Source organism: Vibrio sp. 1069, assembly GCF_033340555.1.
Genome location: NZ_JAWOWP010000016.1, coordinates 1 through 23,363 on the forward strand (window position 1 = coordinate 1; position 23,363 = coordinate 23,363).

15 protein-coding genes and 3 pseudogenes are annotated in these 23,363 nt (G+C 43.5%); 2 read left to right on the top strand and 16 right to left on the bottom strand.

Translation table 11 applies throughout. From position 1 onward, the window contains the following. Window positions 1-524 precede the first annotated feature (524 nt). The 7 genes from R7040_RS19560 to R7040_RS19590 form a co-directional block, all read right to left on the bottom strand. A complete protein-coding gene (locus R7040_RS19560; RefSeq protein ID WP_213967888.1) occupies window positions 525-1,778 on the bottom strand; it encodes an HD-GYP domain-containing protein in 1,254 nt (417 codons plus the stop codon). Between the two features lie 130 nt (window positions 1,779-1,908). Continuing rightward, window positions 1,909-2,907, bottom strand: coding sequence for a LacI family DNA-binding transcriptional regulator (locus tag R7040_RS19565; protein ID WP_005381031.1), 999 nt, complete (start codon window positions 2,905-2,907; stop codon window positions 1,909-1,911). Window positions 2,908-3,011: 104 nt separating this feature from the next. Beyond that, on the bottom strand, window positions 3,012-3,767 hold the full coding sequence (gene chbG / locus R7040_RS19570; RefSeq protein ID WP_213896571.1) for a chitin disaccharide deacetylase: 756 nt from the start codon (window positions 3,765-3,767) through the stop codon (window positions 3,012-3,014). Window positions 3,768-3,785: 18 nt separating this feature from the next. After that, on the bottom strand, window positions 3,786-5,108 hold the full coding sequence (locus R7040_RS19575; RefSeq protein ID WP_005381048.1) for a 6-phospho-beta-glucosidase: 1,323 nt from the start codon (window positions 5,106-5,108) through the stop codon (window positions 3,786-3,788). Between the two features lie 12 nt (window positions 5,109-5,120). Next, window positions 5,121-5,432: a PTS lactose/cellobiose transporter subunit IIA gene (locus R7040_RS19580; protein ID WP_031777269.1), complete on the bottom strand. Its 312-nt coding sequence runs from the start codon at window positions 5,430-5,432 to the stop codon at window positions 5,121-5,123. Window positions 5,433-5,483: 51 nt separating this feature from the next. Further along, window positions 5,484-6,818 (bottom strand): PTS sugar transporter subunit IIC, encoded by a 1,335-nt coding sequence (locus R7040_RS19585; protein WP_005381064.1) that lies wholly within the window; start codon window positions 6,816-6,818, stop codon window positions 5,484-5,486. An 87-nt stretch (window positions 6,819-6,905) separates the two neighbouring features. Then, window positions 6,906-7,211, bottom strand: coding sequence for a PTS sugar transporter subunit IIB (locus R7040_RS19590; protein WP_025767645.1), 306 nt, complete (start codon window positions 7,209-7,211; stop codon window positions 6,906-6,908). A gap of 247 nt (window positions 7,212-7,458) precedes the next feature. On the opposite strand from R7040_RS19590, the gene R7040_RS19595 reads away from it, so the two are divergent. Both R7040_RS19595 and R7040_RS19600 read left to right on the top strand, forming a co-directional pair. Next, a complete protein-coding gene (locus R7040_RS19595) occupies window positions 7,459-8,742 on the top strand; it encodes a carbohydrate-binding protein (RefSeq protein ID WP_154205015.1) in 1,284 nt (427 codons plus the stop codon). Window positions 8,743-9,258: 516 nt separating this feature from the next. Further along, window positions 9,259-10,274, top strand: a pseudogene (locus tag R7040_RS19600) (IS110 family transposase). Window positions 10,275-10,680: 406 nt separating this feature from the next. Here the strand turns inward: R7040_RS19600 and tnpA are convergent. The 9 genes and pseudogenes from tnpA to R7040_RS19645 form a co-directional block, all read right to left on the bottom strand. Next, a pseudogene (gene tnpA, locus R7040_RS19605) lies at window positions 10,681-10,881 on the bottom strand (IS66 family insertion sequence element accessory protein TnpA); the annotation flags it as partial. Window positions 10,882-11,212: 331 nt separating this feature from the next. Continuing rightward, entirely contained in the window at window positions 11,213-15,460 is a 4,248-nt protein-coding gene (locus R7040_RS19610; protein WP_262647467.1) for a choice-of-anchor U domain-containing protein, read from the bottom strand. An 11-nt stretch (window positions 15,461-15,471) separates the two neighbouring features. Then, window positions 15,472-16,131 carry a tetratricopeptide repeat protein gene (locus tag R7040_RS19615; protein WP_262647466.1) on the bottom strand — a complete coding sequence of 220 codons (660 nt, stop codon included), beginning with the start codon at window positions 16,129-16,131 and terminating at the stop codon, window positions 15,472-15,474. A 260-nt stretch (window positions 16,132-16,391) separates the two neighbouring features. Beyond that, window positions 16,392-17,279, bottom strand: a pseudogene (gene tnpC, locus R7040_RS19620) (IS66 family transposase); the annotation flags it as partial. Between the two features lie 776 nt (window positions 17,280-18,055). Then, window positions 18,056-18,676 carry a hypothetical protein gene (locus R7040_RS19625; protein WP_262647464.1) on the bottom strand — a complete coding sequence of 207 codons (621 nt, stop codon included), beginning with the start codon at window positions 18,674-18,676 and terminating at the stop codon, window positions 18,056-18,058. Window positions 18,677-18,772: 96 nt separating this feature from the next. Then, window positions 18,773-19,453 carry a hypothetical protein gene (locus R7040_RS19630; protein ID WP_318096932.1) on the bottom strand — a complete coding sequence of 227 codons (681 nt, stop codon included), beginning with the start codon at window positions 19,451-19,453 and terminating at the stop codon, window positions 18,773-18,775. A 170-nt stretch (window positions 19,454-19,623) separates the two neighbouring features. Further along, the gene (locus R7040_RS19635) at window positions 19,624-22,314 is read right to left on the bottom strand and encodes a hypothetical protein (protein WP_270049925.1); all 2,691 of its coding nucleotides are present in this window, start codon (window positions 22,312-22,314) and stop codon (window positions 19,624-19,626) included. Between the two features lie 66 nt (window positions 22,315-22,380). Beyond that, the gene (locus R7040_RS19640; protein WP_262647460.1) at window positions 22,381-22,809 is read right to left on the bottom strand and encodes a hypothetical protein; all 429 of its coding nucleotides are present in this window, start codon (window positions 22,807-22,809) and stop codon (window positions 22,381-22,383) included. 374 nt (window positions 22,810-23,183) lie between these two features. Continuing rightward, the gene (locus R7040_RS19645) at window positions 23,184-23,363 is read right to left on the bottom strand and encodes a helix-turn-helix domain-containing protein (protein WP_005484891.1); all 180 of its coding nucleotides are present in this window, start codon (window positions 23,361-23,363) and stop codon (window positions 23,184-23,186) included.

A 23,363-nucleotide genomic window follows, 5' to 3' on the forward strand; every position in this document is an offset into this window, starting at 1 on the left:
AGCGTTCAATCTGAGCCATGATCAAACTCTTCAATTTAAGATTTTGTTCGGCTCAATGAATACTGAACATTACATAAAGTAATGTTTGAATTGACTGTGCTGAATCTTTCGATTCAATGGTCACTTCGTTTCATTGAAACCTAATTTGATACCGAAGTATCGAATTGGATCATCATCAACGAGCGCCCACACAGATTGATAGGTCTATATTGTTAAAGAGCTTGCTTTGCGAGAAGTTTTTCTCTCAAAGCGGAGGTGCATTCTAGCGATTTAGTCGTTAGTGTCAAACACTTTTTTAAACTAATTTTTTGTAGAAGCTTTTTACCTCTTCGACCCTGCTAAAGCCTTGTGGCGTCTGCCGTGTCGATGGATGCGCATTATAGGGAGAAGATTTTCTTTGGCAATACTAAAAATGCATTTTTTCTAAAAAAACATGCCAAATGGATACTTTCCATCCAACCCTAAAATTACCCAGAAATAACACTCAGGATTTATACAATTTACCCACAAAAAGCTGTGGATAACTACTCATCACTATCAAAGAAATAAGAAATACGCGAACGCGGATTTAGATACTCTTTTACTTTATCCGGTAATTTTGACGGATGAATCGCGTTAACTATCTTTATATCTTTTGAGGCAAGATCAATGATTGGCGCTTGCGTCCTTGGTACTGTTGGATCGTAAACCAAGACATTCGGGAATAATAAATGCGATGCATTCACTGAGATAACCAGGCCGACCATATTATTAGAAAGCTGAACTACGGTACCCGGAGGAAACACGCCCATAAACTTAATTAGGATGTTCAGGTTCTCTTCTTTATATAGGTGTTTACAGTTCTTATATAAATGAGAGAGTGCGGTATAAGGAATCTTTTGATCTGAGACTATCGGTGTATGACACAAGTTATCAAACGCATTGGCTACAGCAATAATTTGAGCAAACTCGTTGATCTCATCTCCTTTCAGGCCTTTAGGATAACCAGACCCATCTCTTAGCTCATGGTGCTGCGCGATCACAATTCTCGCGACTTCGGGAAAAGCCTCGATTTGACTCGCAAGATCGACGCCATATTTAGTGTGCAACTTTAAGTAGTTGGTTTCTGGCTCTGTTAGAGGTAGTTGCTTTCTTAATATTGCAGTCGGGATTTTTATTTTCCCGATATCATGGAATAGTGCGGAGAAGGAAAGCTCTTTCAACTGTGCTGCTGAGTACCCTTTAGCACGGCCAATCATCATCGAGATAACAGCCACGTTCAATGAGTGGAAATAAATATCTTCAAACTCATTTTTTCCGTTCATCAGATGTAACGTAACATTATCATCGCACATTAACTTCTCGACGATATCTTCAATAAGAAGCTTTGCTTCATCAACTGCTGCTGTCGGACGGTTACGGATTTTAGTCATGACTGAACGCATACGTGCCAGAGAGCGCTCAAACTCTTTTTCACACTGAATCACGCGTCGACGGTATGCACTTAACTTTTCTATGCGGTTCTGTTTTTCTTGCCACATTTTTTGAGTTTCATGATCTAACGACGCTTCATTTGTTACTCTGTCAGCTTGTCTTTGATCAACAGGGAGTGGAACGGCATCGCTTTGCTCTGGATTAAAGTAAACGAACTTTACGCCGAGGTGGCGGATCATCTCGACTTGCTCTTGGTCTTTAATCTTAAAGCTATTGAGTAGAAAGGGGTGATCGTTCCACTTTAGCGGAAGACGGATATGTAATCCGGGTTGAATACGATCGACCGTTAGTTTAATGGCTGCCACTTATTCACTACTGATTTATATTTCTTAAGAGAGTTAGAATACTAGTAAATTTTGTGAATAAATTCATCAGTAACTATCAAAACATCAAACCGTTATTTCTAAGCGACTCACTTAATTAGATAGAAGTAAGCTACTTTAAGGAGCGATCTGCTTTGCGTATTTTAAGCTTGGCCTCGAACACTGGCTTGTCTATTACTTCTTGATCTTTGACTAGCCCCATTAACGTTTGTACCGCTACACGGGCCATGTCACTGATAGGAAAGTGCACTGCTGATACTGTAGGGTAAAGACTTTCACAAAGATCAACACTGTCAAAGCTAGTTAATGAGATTTGCTCTGGTACAGAAATACTGTGCTCGTGTAAGTACTGCATTGCGCCAACCGTCATTTCTTCACTGCACGAAAAGACAGCCGTCACATCAGGGTGTCGTTGTAAAATTGCAGCCATTGCATCATAACCACTTTGCCGACCATAATTCCCTTCTTCACACCAGCTTTCATCAATATCTATACCAGCATCCTTCATTGCATCAATATACCCAAGCTTTCTCAATACACTGTTATGACGTTGGGATGGACCGGCAATACAAGCAATCTTTCGATGACCACCAGCTAAAAGGTGCTCAACGGCAATACGGCTTGCATGATGATGGTTAAAGGTAACACAACGCTCTTCTATTCCTTCCACGTAGCGATCCAGAAGAACGAAAGGTGTTGGCTGTTTAGCTAATTCACGTAAGTCATCATCTGACAAATAACGACTATGAAGTACATAGCCGTCACAACGTAAATCATTAAAACGCTGAATTGCCTCTTTTTCACCTTGTGCAGAATGATGGCCTTGAGCTGTAATCAAAAACTTCTTATGAATATCCAGCTCGGTCTGAACCTGCTCCATCATCTCGCCAAAGAAGCCCCCCGTATAGTAAGTCACCAATAACCCAACCATATTACTGGATGAGGTTGCGAGTGAACGAGCAATTGCACTAGGACGATAATTCAATTGCGCCATAGCCTGCTCTACTTTTTTTCGAGTTTCCTCACGAAATTTCCCTTCCCCATTAATGATTCGAGAAACGGTAGAGCGATTTACACCGGCGAGTTCGGCTACATCTTTAATCCTTGCCATAATGCTATTGGGTCCAACTGCAATTGTTATTAAATATTCGTTTGTATAGAACGGCTGCCAGCAATTCGTAAGGTGCTATAGGGGGCGAAGCTGGCAGCCTTTAATCATACACTGACCATTTGATTGGTAGAAACAAGCTCAGAGTAATCCGTGACAGTTATGCCATGATGAGCTAACTGTTCTTTTAAAATGGGAGAGGTAAGAACTTGTAACTCTAGCTCTCGCTGAAGCGCATAGCCACTCTTTAAGATAAGCGCCTGATCGGCCTCTGCCGGGTGGCACATCACCTCAACCAAGTCATAGTCAGCTTTTAAGCTCAATAGATGTGCCATTAAGCCATCCAAGCTCACTTTTTGATCATAAAACTCATCAGTAAAGATATACCTGATTGTCATCGATTCTTGACACAAGCTAGTGCCCCGCAGTGGCACTCTGTATTCATTCGCTACTTCTTTAATAACGGGCAAAATTTGAGGGTGAGTATGCGCGTGATGATGGCTATCTAAGTGGCTTAGCTCTAACCCAAGCGATAAAAAATGTTCCACCTGAGCTTTTGCTTCATCATAAATGACCTGAGTTTCGAAGTCCTGCTTACTCCAAAGTTCGTCATAGTTGATAAAGTGCGCTCGGCCGTTGGTCAAGTTAGGATGCTTCGTTATAGGCACACCTGCTGTAAACCTAAGATGAACGCCAATTTTCAAGTCTGGATTATGGCGAGCTAGTTCTAAGGCATGTTGCTCAGCATCCATACCCACCATCATGGTGGTTGAATGAACCACACCTTGCTGATGAGCTTTAACGATGCCGCTATTTACACCTCTCGTTAAACCAAAATCATCAGCATTAAAAATGACTTTCATCGGCGCCCTTCCTTAGTCTTACAACGTCGTTAGTTTAAATTGAGGTAAATACGGAGCGTTCACCGCTAGGATATCATCCAGGATTGACTTGGCGCGGCCAATGTCAGGCACCAATGGGTTATTGGTTAATGCCATAAGCGCCTTGTCATAATTACCTTCGACAGCAGCTTCTATTGTTAGCTGCTCATACGCTTTAACTTGATGGAGTAATCCTTTGATATTGTTTGACAACTCGCCAACCGCAAGAGGTTTCGCCCCCCAGCTACCAATCACGGCACTACATTCAATCACAGCATCGTCAGGTAGGCCGTTGATCGCTCCATTATTTAAAACGTTAACAACATGAATACTATTACGATTGTTATAAATTGAATCAACTAGGTTCAGTGATGCATCAGAATAATAAGCACCACCCCGCTCCTCTAACTCTTTCGGCTTATGATCGAGGGTAGGATCTTGATAGAGCTTAAATAGCGCATTTTCTGTTTCCATTACCTGCTCAGCACGAGTGCCTTTTTCATCGGCACTTTGTTTCTCTTCAGCAAGCATGGCATCAGTTTGGTAGAAGTAACGATGATAAGGACATGGTATCGCCCCCAGTGCTTTTAGAAATGCCGGATCCCACGGCTCTTCCCAGATATTCTTCATACTGAAGTTGGCACCATCACCGACTTTCTCTAATACCGTTTGAGTAATATCTTCCCCATTGAGCCATGCTTTGTGTACCCACACGAGATGGTTTAACCCAGCAAACTCAAGTTGCAGCTCTTTTGGCTCGCACTCCATCATTTCTGCAATCATCATTTCCATTGAAACGGGCACATTGCATAAACCAATACTCTTTACTTTGGTGTACTTACTGACCGCTTCGGAAACTAAACCCGCTGGGTTGGTGAAATTGAGCATCCATGCGTTTGGAGCCAACTCTTCAATGTCTTTACAGATATCAAGAATGACCGGAATGGTTCGCAGTGCTTTAGCAAAACCACCAGGGCCCGTTGTTTCTTGGCCGATGACGTCGTACTTGATTGGGATTCGCTCATCGTTAGCGCGTGCAGCAAGGCCACCAACACGAAACTGCGTCATCACAAAATCCGCATCTTTTATCGCAGCACGGCGATCGAAACCGGCTTTTATCTCAATTTTTGCTCCGGCTTTATCGACCATTCGCTGAGCCAATCCTTTGATGATCTCAAGCTTCTCAGCTCCTGACTCAATGTCCACAAAATGAATCTTCTTAACGGGTAAATATTCTAAGCGCTTAATAACCCCTTCAACCAATTCCGGGGTATAGCTACTACCACCGCCAATAATGGCAAGTTTGATCGCCTCTCTAGACATTTTCATCCCCCTTTATTTGTTCGAGATTTTTTTGTTCAGTGCGACGATTTCTACAGCCATCTCTTGAGCCAAAATCGTAGTCATTAGGTGATCTTGAGCATGCACCATCACTAACGTCATCGGGACTTTCCCTTCTCCCTGATCTTCTTCAATAAGCTGAGTCTGTATTAAGTGGGCTTTATTAATGCACTCTCTTGCTTGAGAGAGCTTCTCATCAGCCGCTTCAAAATCTTGTTCTCGAGATAAACGCAATGCCTCGTAGCTTAAACTTCTGGCTTCACCAGCATTGCAAATGATCTCCATTACAACCAATTCTTGTTCCATCATTTTCTCTCCGAAAATCGGGCCGCGGTAATTGCGGCCCATTAAGCACAGTTAAGCAGTAACGCCTTCGCCTGACGGCTGCGTGTCACCTTTAGTTTCCTTCGTCGTTGGTAGTTCTTGCTCCAACATTTGCTTCTCAAACATTTTGAAGAATGGGAAGTAGATGATTAGATCAAGAATCAATAAACCAATGACGAGCAATACTGGCGCAAAGGTCCAACCGCTACCCCACGAAGCACCTATCAGTGCCGGTGTTGTCCAAGGTGTTGTAGCGACACCCATACCCACAAAGCCGACATGCACAGCAAAATACGCAATCGTAGCGTTGATGACTGGAGCGAAGACGAACGGGATAAACAAGGTCGGGTTCATCACAACTGGGCTACCGAAGATCACAGGTTCGTTGATTTGGAAAAAGCCAGGCACCGCACTCATTCGACCAATGCTCTTAAGGTGAACAGAACGGCTAAACGACATCAGCATAACAAGAGCAAGTGTTGCACCAGAGCCGCCAATAAAGATGTAAAAATCCCAGAACGGTTGAGTAAATACGTTTGGAATCGGTTCACCTGCAACAAAGGCTTCAATGTTGGCACCAATGTTGGTCAAAAAGATTGGAGAAAGCAGTCCAACAACAATTGCAGCACCATGAATACCCGCAAACCAAAGTAGCTGGCAAAGCAATAAAGCGCCAATAATGGCAGGCAATGAGTTAGACGCACTGATTAGCGGTTTAAAGATAGCCATAACAGCATCTGGAATCAGCATGTCGTACTGGGTTTGTACGAAAAGGCTAAGTGGATATAAGGTAATGAATATCGCTAAGACTGGTAGCAATACTTCAAATGATCGCGCAATCGCCGGTGGCACCTGCTCTGGCATGCGAATCGTAATATTGTGCTTTTTCATAAAACGGTAGAGCTCCACCGAGAAAAATGCACACATCACTGCGGTGAAGATCCCGGTTCCGCCCATGTGAGACATAGACAACGCGCCATCTTTAGCTGGGGCCGCAATGAGTAAAAAAGACATTAGTGACAATACAGCACTCGTGATCCCATCCATCTTGTAAGCCTTCGCTAAACTATAAGCAACGCCCAGCGAAACAAAAATGGTCATGATCCCCATCGACATGTTGTAGGGCATCATTATGGTATCAAAATGTGTAGTGGCGAAATCGAGCCAAATTCGACCAAAAGTAAAGGTTGTATCTTCGGCAAATGGGGGGAATGCAAAAATCAAAATGAAACTACCGACAATAATAAACGGCATTGCGACAATAAAACCGTCTCTCATTGCGCGAACATGGGGCTGATTCCCCACTTTAGCTGCTATAGGGGCTATATGCTTTTCGACTGCGCCTATAATTGCGTCATAAAGCTTCATAGAATCCATCCTTATTTTAGGCAAAAGAATCCCGCATCAAATATTTATATTTGATGTACAGTTATCTTTTTAATTTAAAACTATAGTTTAGTTAATTAATTCTAATGCTTGCTCTAGTACTTCTTCTCCCTTCATCATTCCATAATGCTGAGGAGAAATAGCATCAATGTTTTTACCATGCTCTTGCGCCGTTTTTCTTAGCTCTTCTAGCTGAAAACGTACTTGAGGCCCGAGAAGACAAACATCGTACTCTTTAATTGCATCTTCAAATGCATTCACTGACATCGCATCAATTTTGCATTCAATTCCTTTATTTTCAGCAGCTTGCTCCATTTTCTTAACAAGCATACTGGTTGACATCCCTGCGCTACAGCATAAAAGGATCTTTTTCATAGCCTTACTCCCGTTGTGTAAATTTCAACCTGTAAAAACTGTAGCAAAAATAACCAAGACAAAAAAGCGCAACCGGTTGCATTATTCGTGAACACAATCCCAATTTAGAAAATACCACCTATTTTTTTGTAATTATTTAGGTCTAGGATAAAAGTCATAAAATAATTTAAGACATCACATTAATTTTCAAATTATCAATATTTTACTACTGACAACGTCGTTATTAATTTCTTAAAAGGAATAGAGAATGAAATTTAATAAATTGGCTATTGCAACGCTTGTAAGTGCCGCACTATCACAACATTCATTTGCTCAAACCGACTCTAAAGGCACCATTTATCTAACGTTTGATGATGGACCAATCAATGCATCTATTGACGTTATTCAAGTACTTAACCAGGAAGATATCAAAGCGACGTTTTACTTTAATGCTTGGCATTTAGATGGAATTGGTGATGAGAATGAAGACCGTTCCCTAGAAGCCTTAAAGCTCGCATTAGACACTGGTCATATTGTTGCGAACCACAGTTACGATCACATGGTGCACAACTGCGTGGATGAATTTGGACCGAACAGTGCTGCGGAGTGTAATGCGACCGGGGACCACCAGCTTAACTCGTATCAAGACCCTGTTTACGATGCCTCAATGTTTACGGAAAACTTATCTGTGTTAGCAAAGTATTTGCCGAACATTACAAGCTACCCGAACTACAAGGCAACAGAGTTTGCTAGACTGCCCTACACCAACGGTTGGCGCGTGACGAAAGACTTCAAAGCAGATGGGTTATGTGCCACGTCTGATAACCTTAAACCTTGGGAACCAGGATATGTATGCGATACATCCAACCCATCCAACAGTGTAAAAGCAGCTATCGAGGTTCAAAATATCCTAGCGAATAACGGCTATCAAACTCACGGTTGGGATGTGGACTGGGCACCCGAAAATTGGGGCATTGAAATGCCAGCAAACAGCCTTACAGAAGCAGAAGCATTTCTTGGATATGTGGATTCCGCGTTAAACACTTGTGCACCAACAACGATTAACCCGATCAACTCCAAAGCTCAAGAGTTCCCATGTGGTACACCTTTACACGCCGATAAAGTTATCGTATTAACTCACGAGTTCCTATTTGAAGATGGTAAGCGTGGCATGGGTGCAACGCAAAACCTACCTAAGCTCGCTAAGTTTATACAGTTAGCAAAACAAGCGGGTTATGACTTCGACACAATGGATAACTACACACCGAACTGGCAAGTTGGTCATAACTACGACGCTGGCGATTACGTCTTACACCTAGGTACTGTATACCAGGCTGTAACAAACCATACTGCGCAACAAGATTGGGCACCGTCTCCAACCTCTAGCCTTTGGACAAATGCGGACCCAGCCACTAACTGGACTCAGAATGTTTCCTATAAACAAGGCGATGTAGTGACTTATCAAGGTTTGCGTTATCTAGTTGATGTACCGCACGTGTCCCAAGCAGACTGGACTCCGAACACTCAGAATACCTTGTTCACAGCTCTATAGGCTGTTCTTACTATCACCATGTAGTAGTTTGCGCGAGGCATACCCCTCGCGCTTTTTTGTTTTGAAGATCCAGATACAACAAAGCCCCGACTTTCATCGAGGCTCTGTCTTAAAATATGGTACCGGTGGACGGAGTTGATTGGACTGGCATTCCTGCCGCCACCGCGAAGGCAACGCTAACTTTCTTTTGATATTTACGAACACCTAAAACGACGAAAGGCCGCTATAAAAGCGACCTTTCTATGTATGGTACCGGTGGGCGGACTTGAACCGCCACGCCCGAAGGCAACGGATTTTGAATTCCTCTTAAGTAATTGTAATTACTTGTATTTAAGAGGATTTCTTGGGATATCAAGGACCACGAAATAGGATTTAATTGGATCTTTTTAGCATGCGTCGAGCACAGATTTAAAATGGTGCACACACTAGACCACTCTTTGTAACACGTTAATTAGATGGTACGCCCCACACCTAAACTACACTCAGCATAGTCGCTGAACTTCGGGAGGTGCCATCATGTCAGCTATCAAAACAATCGGTATCGATCTTGGTAAATCTACCTTTCACTTGGTAGGTCACGACCATTCTGGTCAAGAGCTATATCGACATAAGTTTTCTAGGGCAAAACTAATTCAATTTATCTCTGTACATGAACCTGTAACCATAGCAATGGAAGCTTGTTGTAGTGCAAACTGGCTAGCTAGACGCTGCCAGGAATTTGGCCATGAGGTTAAGCTCATTCCACCTCAATACGTTAAGCCGTATGTTAAAAGCCACAAGAATGACTTCATTGACGCTGACGCTATAGCCGAAGCTGCGACAAGACCTAAAATGAGGTTTGTAACGCCTAAATCTGAGCAAGCGCAATTAGGAAGTGTGATTCGTCGAATTCGAACTGGCTACATTAGGGAAAGGACGGCTGTGATGAACCGAATTTCTTCAATTCTTGTCGAGTTTGGCTTTAGTTTCCCTCGTGGTCATGCAAATATGAAACGGCTTTTTCAGTGGCTTACTGACACTGAGCAATCAGTTCCTCCACTACTTGTTTTTGAGTTACGAGAACAATTAGATCATTACAATCTCCTCAATGAGAAGATTAAAGAACAAGATAAGAAGATTGAAACGCTTAATGATGACAATGAGCTGTTTACTTTGCTGCAATCTATTCCTGGTATCGGGCCAATGACTGCTGCCTGTTGTCTGTCAGCAGTATCCAATCCAAAAGATTTTTCTAACGGTCGTAACTTTGCTGCTTGGATAGGATTGGTTCCATTCCAATACTCAACAGGTGGAAAATCGAGGCTTCTTGGTATATCGAAGCGGGGTAACAAAGAGCTTCGCGAACTGTTTGTTCACGCAGCTAGATCAGTGCTGTGGCGAGATGCAACTGCGGAGAAATATTTTGGTACATGGTTACTAGACTTGAAGCGTCGGAAGCCTTTCAATGTAGCTTTGGTTGCTTTGCGAATAAGCTAGCCAGAATCGCTTGGTCAGTCATGGCAACTCATAAAACTTTCGAGATCAGAACATAAATCAAGTTTGCATATGAAAATGAAAGATGACAAAACGGTTAGACCACCAGATTGAAAACCTGTTGTCCAGAACAGCAACTAGAGTGCTTTCACATTTTTGAGGACAATCTGGCGCGGATCTCATCGTGGAGCTGGGGCTAAAGCAAAAAGTCTCAATTAGACTCCGAATACATTAGCGCAAACCAACTCCGTTATTTTGAATTTTTACTTGCAAAGCGGGGCGTACCATACATTTTGGACAAAAGTGTTTTAGCTATTTTACTAACTTAGCGATTCATAGATTAGCTCAGGTATGCCAAATGGTCTGCAGTGTTAGTGCATAGCTTAGGTTCCTGACATTGTGTGTTAAAACATGTGTTTAGTCGACGTTCTGGTGATTTCGCTTTCAGAATGGGAGGCGAAGAGTTTTTGTGGTCTTTTCAACGACTTCTGCTTTAACAAAGCCAACCGTGTTCGGTTTTTCGATGTGCTTTAACTGTTGGCGCTTAGCGTAAAAAGCGGAGAGGCTCAGTCCGTTACGCTCACAGAATAATCGTTGTGATAGCTGGCTGGATTCATAGCGTTCGAACAGGGTTCGCCATTCTTGGTTAGTGCGTCGTTTGGCCATTTCAAATCTCCTTTGGGTCGGAGGTTTGATCTTATTATTCGGGCTAGACGATTAGAATGCGGGGTTTATGATGCGCTTACACACAATTCACTCTTACCGCCCTAAACTGGTTAAATTTTAACAGTGACAACTATCCTGCCAGAGGGGGAGTTCGGGGCCAACCCGATGGTATCTGATCTGGATAGGTAGGGTAAATGACGGTCTAGGATGACCGTTTACGGTACGATGATTGAAAACACTAAGAAGAAAAGGCCTGCTATATAAGCAGACCTTTGGTTAATATCACGATAAGAGCGCAAGAATTATTTCTCAAAGTTAAGTCATAAATAACTCACTTACGTCTTCTAATAATAGCAAGAGGTAATAAGAGTAGGCCAAGCCATCCTACACCACCACCACTACTACTGTCATCATTACTTACATCAGATGAACTTGCAGGCTCAAGAGTAAGAGCCATAGCTTCCTCCGTAATCCCCGCCCCATCATTGACCACTACTTTTATTTGAATTTGTGTAGTTTCAGAAACATCTGGGAGAGTGAGATTCAACACCCCAGACACTGCCCCCGATAAATCAAGAAGACTACTACCAATTTCAACCCACTGATAGGTAAAGTTAGAAGAATCAACATCTGATACTTGAGCAGTCAATGTAAGCGTTTCTCTACCTGTACCTTTAACTGGACCACTTACCGTAACCTGAGGAGCATCATTTACTGATAGAACATCAATATTAACAGTCGCGCTCTCAGATACATTTGCACCAACCGAAGCAACATATGTGAAGCTATCAGCACCAAAATAATTATCTTCTGGGGTATACATCAGCGCTCCGCCAATCACAGAGACTGCCCCATGCTCAGGCTGAGTATAGCTTGACACCGTTAACGGCTGATCTTCACCTGTATCGTTAGCCAAAACATCTATAGTAACTGGTGTATCTTCATTAGTAGTAGCATTGTCGTCATTGGAATGAACCAAAACAATCGCAGGGTCATTGCCTGGGCCTCCCGGATCACTGATTACTCCAGGTAAAGTATTCGAGTCCCCTAGTTCATTATCAGTCAATTGAAGAGTAATGACATTTCCACTTATCTCGAAATCCGAAAACTTATACCATTCCAGAGTATTACTATCAGGTAGCTTTGGCCCATACTTCAGATAACTGTCTGTACCAGCAGGCAAACTATCAAATGTCAGGGTAACTGTAATAGAGTCCCCTTCATTTAGGTCCTCAACCGTAAACCCTATTAAGCCTCGTTCCATGTCGATCGTGCTAAGATCATCCCCTCGCCCTGGCACATCTGACAGAGGTAGTGAATAACTGCTGACTAATGTTCCCGCAGAGGTTTGAATTGAAACATGATTACCATTTTTATCTTCTACAACCCGGGTGTCGCTCTCCAATGCATCAATAGTTCCATCACCATCACTATCCATAGGGTCATCAACGTCACCTACCTCTATTTTATCACTCACACCATTCCCATCAGAGTCAATACTTAATGGGTTTGTATTTAGAGCCTCTTCCTGGGCATCGGTCAGTCCGTCACCATCGGCATCATCAGCAGCAAAAGCGATAACAGATACACGCTGAACAGCCGTTACACCATTATTACTGGCTTTAACTTCTGCGCTGCCTATACCTGTTGCTTTAACTAACCCGTCAACTGACACCTCAATTACTGGTGAGTCCCCCTCGGTAATATTGACCCCGTCGACAATATTCTCACTATACACTGTATCCATAGCGCTCTGAGTCAGGTTACGTTTTAACCCATCACTGAACAGACCGACAACACTTAATTGATAGTCGGAACCTGGGAATAGGTATAGAGTATTACCTGGTTCAAAGGTAATTGACTGCAATGAAGTCAGATCGGGCTTGACGGTTACTGTTTGGAGTGCTGACTCAACAACCTGGTCATCGATAATAGCTACAACTTTAAAAGTACTGGTACCGCTAGCTTCTGCTGCAACGTCTATTTCCCATTGATAGGGGGCACTATCATCATTTTCTGAATACTGGCCACCATCAGTAAGAATAATAGTGTTAACATCCGATCCGGTTACTGTTGCCGTAAAGGTGATTCTGTCCGAAGGTGAAACCTCATTACTGCTTACAGTCAAATCGACTGATGGCATTTCATCTGCGTAAGCAGTATTAATTCCAATCAAACTTAGCAGTATGGAACCGAACTTAGCACCAAATGACATTTCTTTTTTGTGTGGAGTATTAGTTGTACCCCCAATATTAGCGGTTAAAACATCATCCACACTTTCATGGGTAACTTTTGCGGAAGGTGAGAATTCATTCAAGGGACCACTTAGTAACTCTATAGCTCTCTCGATAATGTCACTATTTGTTCCCATCCCAACATGCGGAGCACCATCTATTGTTGACGTATTATCCACATTCATATTTCCCTGTGCGCTAGCAACAGAAACTACACTATCTGAGTTATTATTTGAGAATAGTTCGGAATGCTCACACCCTGTACGTGTTGTAGCATAATCAAACGACGCAAGGTTAGTACCGGTATCTCCAATCACTCCAAATGTGCTTACCTCTTGAGTAGTAGCGTTAAGGTTAGTTAGGAAAGTGCTACTTATGGACAAATCATTTAGTGCTGGACCATATGCATTTCCTACAGCCCCAAGTATCCCGACAAGGTTATCAACTGCATCTTCGTCTTCTATACAATTACTAATCTGACTATCCTGCTTAGTTAACAAGTTAGCAAACCCACTGCCATAATGTGGCGTACCCAATGTAACCAAACGCCTTACTGAGCCCTGCTTATAATTAGACCTGTGCTGATGATACTGATTATCCTTAATGTACTTTCTTGCAACCAAGCCGCCCATGCTGTGACCAATAATATCATTGCGAGTACAGGCAAAACCCTCTTCATTCTGACTCCGACACTGTTGATAAATCTTATAGAACAATCCAAATTCATTGGACTGCATAGTGATACTTGGCCCCTGATTGTTAGTATATTCAAACATCTCAACCCTGAAATTCGCAGCCTCAAGTTCAGGCTTCATGCCCGTGTCTTCAGAGAATATATTTTTATTTACCCATGAACCATTATCTGCCCACAACCCATGTATAAGTACCACTGGCGCACGCCTTTCCTGAATAACCTCTGATGTTGAAACAGACGTACAATTATTGCTGTCATCTAACAAACAGATATTAACGTTATAGCTAACACTTTTTTCACCACTAAGCCCCAGGAATCGTTCACCCGCACGCAAAACCGCAGTCGCCTGGCCGTTTTCTAGGGTAACGTCAACAAAAGTGCTGCCTGCATCATTGGTAGTATGATCTAAAGTACCCAGCACTGATTCAGTATTCGCTGAAGAATCCAGTTCAAATCGCATTGTGCCATTGGTAACAGAGGTATTGGCGGAGATCAGTAGCCGGGCATTGCCATCCGCAACCAGACCTGTTCTTTGCGCAGCTCCGGATTGAATCACACTTGAGATGTCCGATTCAGTAACCACTGAGTCCATTTCCATATCGTATGTTGCTCCCGCACTATCGATATAGCCTATCACGGAACCTCCATCGATCACCGAGGTAGTAAGGCACTCATCTCCACTTGGCGCACTCAAAAAGGCAGAGAAACTTCCACTAGCACCATCACTATCTTCCGCTGTTATCACTACAGATGCATCATAATTATCATCGTCAGGAACGGAAGTAGGGTTAAGCTGAATATCTATTGAATCGACATATTGACCGGATAAAGTAATCGGAAAACTAAGAGATTGGAAATCCTGACCAAATGCAGAGCTAATGCTAAATGAAGTTGCATCTTCACCTTCGATTGAAATACTTGTGATTTTGGCAGATTGAGTACTCAGGTTCTGAACTGTCACTGTCTCTTCAAAGCTGCATGTGTCTGCGCCGGATGAAACACCAAAGTTCACAGTATCAGGAGAAATGTCTATGTTCAGCGCACTGGTGGTAACACCAACACATACATTAGTTACAACCGTCGCAAATTCTTCGAAATCATCTGGATTCGGTATTGGAGGGTTTGACGCAATGGTATTAAGGAATGTTTCCCCTGAAGAGTATAAGCCAATACCAACAGGAGTCAGCGTAATGCCGCTTGCCTTAGCAGTCTCAGCTGCAGTAGTTGTACTATACTGACTATTTGGTGAACCATCGGTTGCCAGACAAATAACTTTGGTTGGAGCCGAACTGCCCATTAGAATACTAGTACTCGTTGATATGGCAGAACTCATATTGGTGCCGCCACTGTTTTTAGGGTTGTTCGCCAACGCAGAATCAATCGTCGACAAACTAGAGGCATTCAACACCGACTTATCAACAATTGTACTTACAGATGAAGAAAAGCCTACAACAGATACTTCAATCGACCCGTCCAGAGATAAAGAATTGAGAGCCTGCTGAAAACCCTGAGTCTCAAGATTAAAGTTTGAATAAGAGACACTCCCCGATTCATCCAGCACAAATACTACCGAAACACTTGGCTCCGCAGCAGCGGTCGAAGCGTAAAAAGTTGCTATAAACAATAAAAAGAAACCATAAATTTTTTTCATCAGAACGCTCCTTATTCCTGAGATTCGGTATAAGCCTGATACCAACGCTCACTTTCTTCAGCGTCAACATTGAGGCCATATAAACCATCTTTGTATGCGTCAGATAACTCTAAAATTGCTTCTGAAACCCCTTGCTTGGCAGCGATTATCAAGTATTGAGTATCCCCCTCCAATTTAAACAACTCAAAAGCAGCCTCACCTACACCTGCATCCGCAGAATAAATAAACCACTTGATAGCTTCAGCCTTGTCTCCTTCCACCGCATAGTTGCCCTTAGAATAGATTAAACCTAGTTCGTACTGGGCTAGCTTGTTTCCAGAAGTGGCTGAATCCAAAAACCAATTAAAGCTGGATTCATCGTCACCTAGCTTTTTATATATTCGGCCTAATGCAAATCCTGCCTGGTTAACTCCAGAATTTGCAGACTCAGTATAACTTTGAATAGCCGATTGATAGTTTCCTAACAGTTCAGCTTTTAGTCCTTTGGCATACCAATTTGTCTCTGAAGATAATGCCTGGCCTGGAGACATCATTTGCGCACAGAGCAGCACAGGAACGCAGCGTTTCAATAAGTACATTTTTTCCAACCTCGTGTTCTTAGTAATTATCTTAATTTCCTCAATCTGCCAGAACAAAGGAAGAACAATAAAAAAGCTCAGGTACTTAATCACCTTCTCAATCCTTTGAAACAAGCATAGAGCCATAGTTTTTGGAACAGACACTTTGGCTATGGTATAAACATCTATCCATGCCTTTGTAATTCTTGATGAGTAGCCAGCCGTTAAGTAGACTATTCACTTTATCCTTGATGAATAATTACACAATATTCAAGCAAATGCACGCAAATCAAACTTGTTCACGCTTTGTTGCATACTTGAGATAAAGGTAGAGTAGGCGTAAGCGTTCACCAGTAGGTACTTGACCCTGAGGATTACAAGCCAAATACGTTTGGGTAAGGTTGGCGAGCAGTCACTGCCTGTACGATTTTCGTTAGAGCTAACAAGGTCGACATACCTCGCTTATTACAGGTCTCGACTAGCGAATGCATACGACCCCTGAACTTGTCTCCGGCATCAGATGTCGTTCCGAAGCTGATCTTTCGTTGGATGACGCAGCCTCGTATTCGCCGCTCCGCTTCGTTGTTGGTGAGTGGAATGGAGGTATCGGTCAAGAACAGCCATAAGCTTTGCCGGTGGGATTGTAGTTTTTCACATCGCCCTTTGTAACGCTGTACGACTATCCCACTGCCTTTTTGGAGCCAGTGAACAAACGATTTTCGCAGTCGGTTCATGCCCCGGATATATTGATCATACCGGAGTTCTTCATTTTCAAGGCGGTGGTGTGTTCTAAAAACCATATTGGAGATAAGCGTCAGGCGTTGACCAACATAAGCCGTGTAACCAGCACCACTATAATCGGCTATATGCTGTAGATTTCGCTTTACATGCGACCAGCACAGTTGATGTTTTTCTGGCTTCAGCCAGTTATAACTTGGGCATTGGTCGGTGACAACCAGACCAGTATAGTTATTACCTAACATAGCTTTGGCTGAATGTGCTGAACGAGAGAACAAGATCTTTTCGTAGACAAGGTCCTCACTGGCTACCAGCCAGCACCAAAGTAGGCTTTCTTCACCATTGCGAGGGTGAGAAGTTTCGTCAACATGAACTAGCGGTGCTGATTGGATACTATCTCGGATTGCGTGATGCAAAGGGGTCAGCATTGAAGCTACTTTGGTCTGTGCTTCGCTGATGACACCAACAGAGAATGTTGTACCCAGTTGCTCTTTTAGCAGAGAACGGATCTTGCGGATACTTAATGAAATCAACCGAATTTTTCGACTAAATGAAGTTGATGAGGTTGAACATAGAAAGGCATTTGAGGCTTGGCAGAAAGCTTATGGGGACCTTCAAAATATTTGTGAGGCATATTTTCTAGTGAGGACGATATCTGATGACTGATATTGCCACTGCTTAGTTGTAGTGTAGTTACTTCGGAGCTGTGAATGAATATGCGATTGTGGAACTAACTCGATTTGTTGCGCAAAGCTCACTTTTGGGAGTTTTCTGTCACGGCCTCTCAACTGGTAACCGTGAGCAAAAGTACGGTGATTTCAGTGGCACCATCTGCCACTGAGTAATCGAACTAAGCCGCAATGGGGCAAAACCGACTTAGCACAAGCCCCCCCCCCGATGTGATCACCAACCCCGAATTTATCACCATCTATCAGGTTCTTGAGCGAGCGTACTGAATGGCAGTTTTCAGGTCCAGAGTTAGAAACTAATTAATAATAACCAGTACAACAGCAACGCGGTAGCGGCTGTTGTACTGGTTATATTACGACTCAACATCCCAGACAGTCTCGTGCCACCCCCTAGCCATTCCAGCTAAAATCCGACAGCAAATCCCCCCTCAGAACCTTCCAGCAGACACTCAGAGCAGAATATTCAACGGTATTGACCCCACGGCTATAATCATCAACATCGACAATTCAGGCTGCAACTTCGGCTACAAATCCACCAGTATAAAACGAAGACAACAAAAAAAGGGAGCAGCCACTCAACGCAACTACTCCCTTTCAAACACAAATGTGCACTACTTCAGCTCATAGAACAATTCGGTCAAAGCCGCTTCACCAACCAGATCAACTAACTGCGCAACAAAGCCATCAAACTCATCAGCAAACCCAATTTTCGCCAACTCAAATTCAGCAGCAACTTGATCCAGTGATAGGTTGCGAACTTCACCCTTATTCTTAGCTCGACGAGCCTTGTCATTTAGCGAGGTAACGGCTTTACCCAAATCACCACCAGCAAGCAGTTCAGGATTGGCGAGCAACAAATGGCGAGCTGATGGATACAGCTTACCTTGGTAGAATATCGGCTTGGACTGACCTTTTAGCTTCTCTCGGTTGGCACGGGAAGCAGACAGCGCTTCCTCTACAGATATGCCAGCCTTTATGCGATTCATTAGCGTACTTTGCGCCACACCTAGCTCTCTAGCCGCGTGGCGCATACTTGAATATTCAGTGCCGTCTATAACAACTTTCTTGCGGTAGTCACCTTTAGGGCGTGCTTCCAGCTCAAGGGCTTGCTCCAACGTCCAGCCGAACTTGGTAATGCGCTCATTCACCAGTTTAGGATTCAAACCATAGTGACGCGCAGCAGCAGTGCGAGAAGGGAACTCAACACCCTCAATTTCATAGATATTTTTCATATAGTTATCACTTTTCAATTTGCTAAGCATAAAACCACACAGAGGCCGCCTGGACAAGCCAGACGACCTCTGCATGGTCACTACTCTAAATAGACCTTAAAATGGCGCATCATCGTCTACAGGCGCTTTTTGAGCTACACCCTCGTCGAAGCTGACCTTAGATTTAATCTGCTCATACAACGCCAGCATTTCGCGCACCAGTTTAGCGTTCGGTCGTGGCTGTCCATTAGGTTTCACCCAGTTCTGTTGCTTCCACTTCGGTGCCCATTCAGTAAGAGTGTTCACCACAGTGATGTTCAGACCCAACACTTCAACGGAACCAGCACCATTATCCAGTTCAGCTTTAGCGCGCTTCAGACCATGTCGACCGAGTTGTAAGTGCATCGCCGCAACAGAACCCTTCAAAGCATCGATTACATAAGTTTCTCCATTCACCACCGATATTGTTGACGCCTTACCACCTGTACCAAGATGGCAGTTAACAGTGACTTTTTTATCTCCCGATGAGGGCAGATACTTACTCAGATAACTCAAGTCCTCCTGAACTTTCGGCATACCGTTATTACGTGGTCGCTTCGGTGCTTTTCTCTTCAAGCGTTTATTGTTTGCTTTGCGGATTTTGGGAATTGCATCAACCGCCTCCTGATAGCTATTAAAACCTTTAACATTGCCGCCCGGTTTATCGTGAGATAAAGCGCGAGCCTCATCGAAGGTTTTAACAGGTACGATCGCTTCATCAGTAATCGCCAAATAATAATTACAATGTGACTTAGCCATAATAATGCTCCTTAAAATTTTATTGAGTTAGCCGCCGGAATGACGGCTGTGAATTTGAATAAATGTCATTGCGTGTGAGGTTGGGTTTCTTATATCCCCAACGGTGCAATTGTTGATTGGTAAAAAAGCCCTTTGAGATAAGGGCTTTCGATAGGTTAATATTTACGATCTCAGTTCGGGCTGAGAGCTTCTCGCAGTGAGGAACGAGACTCAGGGTTGAAGAGGATTTCAACTTCGAAGTCAGGAAACTTCGAGACTATTAAGCGAGCTAAACTGATGGTTAGCTCAGTCATCGGTACAGCGCCTTCAATCAATTTGGCGTTCTTAGCACTACGAACAGCGGTCGCTTTGGTTGGATAGCCAATATCGGTCATCCACTCAGCTAATGCTTTGGCGGTAATCTGTTTCTTACTCATACCGCTTTTTTCATGCGCGTAGAAACGCAAGAATAAGCGTGCCATTAAGCTATCCGAAGTCTCATCAGCCTTTAAACGCAGGTCCTTGTGACTCGTGCTTTCTGCCATAACCAAACGGTCTTGCCAGTCATACCAATCCTCAAACGTTTTAAGACAATGCGTCTTCCGCCATCGATCAAAGCGCAATCTTGTAAACAGCATCTCATCCAGCGACTTGTGTGGCTTGGTTTCAAGCGCAATATGCTTCCGTCCTTTCACGTCAACCATTACCGGATTTAGAAGCTGTCGCTTTTGATCGTATTCCATATTCAGGAAGATAGACCGCTTCTCTAGCATCAAATCCTTATGCTCTAAAAAGCGCATTCGGTTCGGTGTCAGGTAGCTACCATCAACTTTGTCGCCGGGCTTACGGGTGAGATACTTGTTCACCATGTAAGCGCTTTGATCAGTGACCACCGGATCAACCTTAACACCACCTTTAGCCAGTATCGGCTCATAGCCTTCACTCTCTATAACGGTGTACTGAGCACGAGTCTTAGCACCGATCAGTTGCTTCGCTTGATGCTTGAGTTCTAGTACTTCACCGCCAGTTGGGTCTATACGGTGGTAGAGCTCTCGGAACCGCTGACAAATAGGACCTTTTAAGTCTATCTCATTCAGATCAGCATTAGTCAGGAAGCCGTCTGTCGTCACTGAAACAACAACCTTGTCATCGGGGATGCTATGAAGCATTTCCCCCAACAAGGCTCTAGCTAAGCCAGTCGTGTAAGCGGCGAAAAATGGGTTGGTCAAAGTCGATGGTGGTAGTTGCGTAGAGTAACCAGCTTGGATATCGAACGACCTCTTTGGGCGCAACGATTGAGCTAGCTTTCCATAACAACTATTTAACATCTCCTTGGTCAACTTTTCATCAAAGCTATTTTTAACGAATGACTTACGGCGTTCTCGACCCCAACGCATGAAGTCTCCGAAGATTCGTTTATCATTTTTCCATGGCACTACAAACGCTTGCTTGATGGTAATTTCCGCACCTTGGTTATAAGCAACTTCAAGTTCATGACCAGTGCAGTGCGTCTCACCCGATAGCGGAAATATCAATCCATACTCAGATCGAACGGCTAAGCTTGGGAAGCGAGTATGTTCAGGGAACTTAAACTCAACCCAAGCCAAAGCACATTTGTCTCCAAACAGCTCTTTCAGATCTCGAGTCATGTACATCTGATCGTAATCTAACTCGCGCAGACCTAGCGTAATCGCCGAATAGCAGCTTGGAACGTCATAATCTCGCCAAGTATCAATAGGAGTAGGACCAGCGATAAATGACTCGTTGCGTCCTCCATGGTAGGCCATGGTCGAAAAATGCTCTAATGTCATGCGAGCTGTTACAGGCACATCACAAGTTATCGTTAGCGGTTTACTTCGGTCAGATGGCCACACTTCTTTAGTCACCTTCTCAAAACCAAACAAACCACGGTAACCGCGCTTATCCTCTAAGCTATTCACAAAGGCTTTAACGGCAATACCACCGATAGTAAAAGGAACCGAATTTAGACCGAGTGTATTTTGACAGAAGGAAGAAACACGCTCGAAATGACGAGCACTGATAATTGAATCAGTAATTGCATACTCAGCGAATTTCTCAGGCTCTGCTTCCAGAAACTCATCCATTCGAGAGATAGAGTACGGCTCTGGAATTTCTACCTTTGGAATCTTCAATAGCTCTCCGACAGAGGCTAGTGACGATCCATTGGGTGAAAGCAGCATGGTGTCGTAGAACGTGATATACAAGGTGTGTCGGTTGCGGGATTTGTCGTGAACATTGAGAGGCTCTTTATCGATACGGCGAGACATGACTTTGTCTAGATCAAGACCATAAACATCATCAAGGCTTGCTACCGTCTTACGCAGACCTTTCACATGGGTCTTTAACTGATCAAAGGCTTGGCTGAAGTTAAACAAATCCGCCGATAACCAATGAGCGCACAAAATGATGTCTGTCGGCCACTTATCAAGCACTTCATCAGCCATCGCTTTTTCGATAGCCTGAACCAAGCATCTGTCCAGTGCTAGTCGTCCCGATTTTTTTGTCGATTCAGGGAGCAAGATAATCGTTGATAACTTGCCCTGGAACAGAACCGCGAATTGGTAGCTCAAGATACGGTTGTAGCCTCCGCATTTAGATACGACATACTCAGTATCCATGGCTATCACGGGACGTTCAAAGAACGGTGTTGCCTTTCGCTTTTTACGCTTGGTTTGCTTCTTCTTTTTGGGTTTGCGGAGCACTATGGATTTAGCTTTGCGCTTTACGCCATCAAAAGAAGTGGGCTCACTCGGTTGAGCTTCACCCCAAGAACTTACCGCTTCTTCAGTCCAACCGGATGTTGCTAGATTGTCCATGCTTAAGTCAGAAGCCTGCTCTAACCAATCAAAATTTTCGTTCATATAACTACTCTCCAGAAACGCAAAAAGACGCCCTAAGGCGTCTTTTTGCAAGGTTTACAATGATAATTACTTAAAATCTGACCAAGTAATCATAGGTAGGTCATTGCCCTCACTGTACGTCAGTAAGGCTTCTGTAATCGCGTCACGCAGACCTTCGAGGTCACTGAATTCTTCAGGCGTAAACATAGCAAGCAAGTTGTCACTGTTTACCACCGTCATCAACAATGCACCCGACTTAGGAGAGATGAAAGCACCACCAACCGTATCTGCATGGATCCAGCCACCGCTTTCTAGCATGAAACATTTGTTTTTCTCAGGCTTCATCTTCTTCGATACCTGTTTAAACAATGCATCAGCCTCTTCACCTGTTTCCGCAACGATTAGATTGCCTCTTGCACCCAGAATAAGCAGCAGATCTTCAGATGGAAGAACCGTTTTGCCACCAAATACATTAGCTACACCTAACTTACTACGAACAAAAATAGAGTTACTCATTTTGATACCTCAAATCATTTAAATTGTTAAAGAGCAGCGAAGAAGCTCGCTGCCCCCTCGAAAACAACCAAGCGAGAGAGTCGCTGCGTTGCTGAGGTTCATATTAGGGATGAAAGAAAGCACTCAACTAAGAAGGGAATCGAGTCGATAAGCCACAAAACAATTAACTTGTCGCTCAAAGTCCAGCGAAGATTTAGCGCAGAACCTAAGTCACGAAAGGCGCTAGAAGAAATATCAAGCGTCAAGGCTGTGATAGTGAAAAGATCAAGGTTAGGTACACTTTTGTTTGATTTTTATAGGCAGATACTAAAAAGCCCAAAGACGTCCTAACGGACGCCTTTGGGCTTTTAACTGCATTAAGAGATATTACTGTGTTAATGCATTGTCATCTCTTTTTCCCAACGCTCAACCTCACTACGCAAGAAGCGCACACTGCGACCTATGCGCATCACTGGCGGTAAACTTTTAGGGTTACGAGTCACATTGGTTCGCACGGTTGCCGGGTTTAAGCCGTACATTTCAGCAAATTCTTCAATAGTTAGTACTCTGGACAT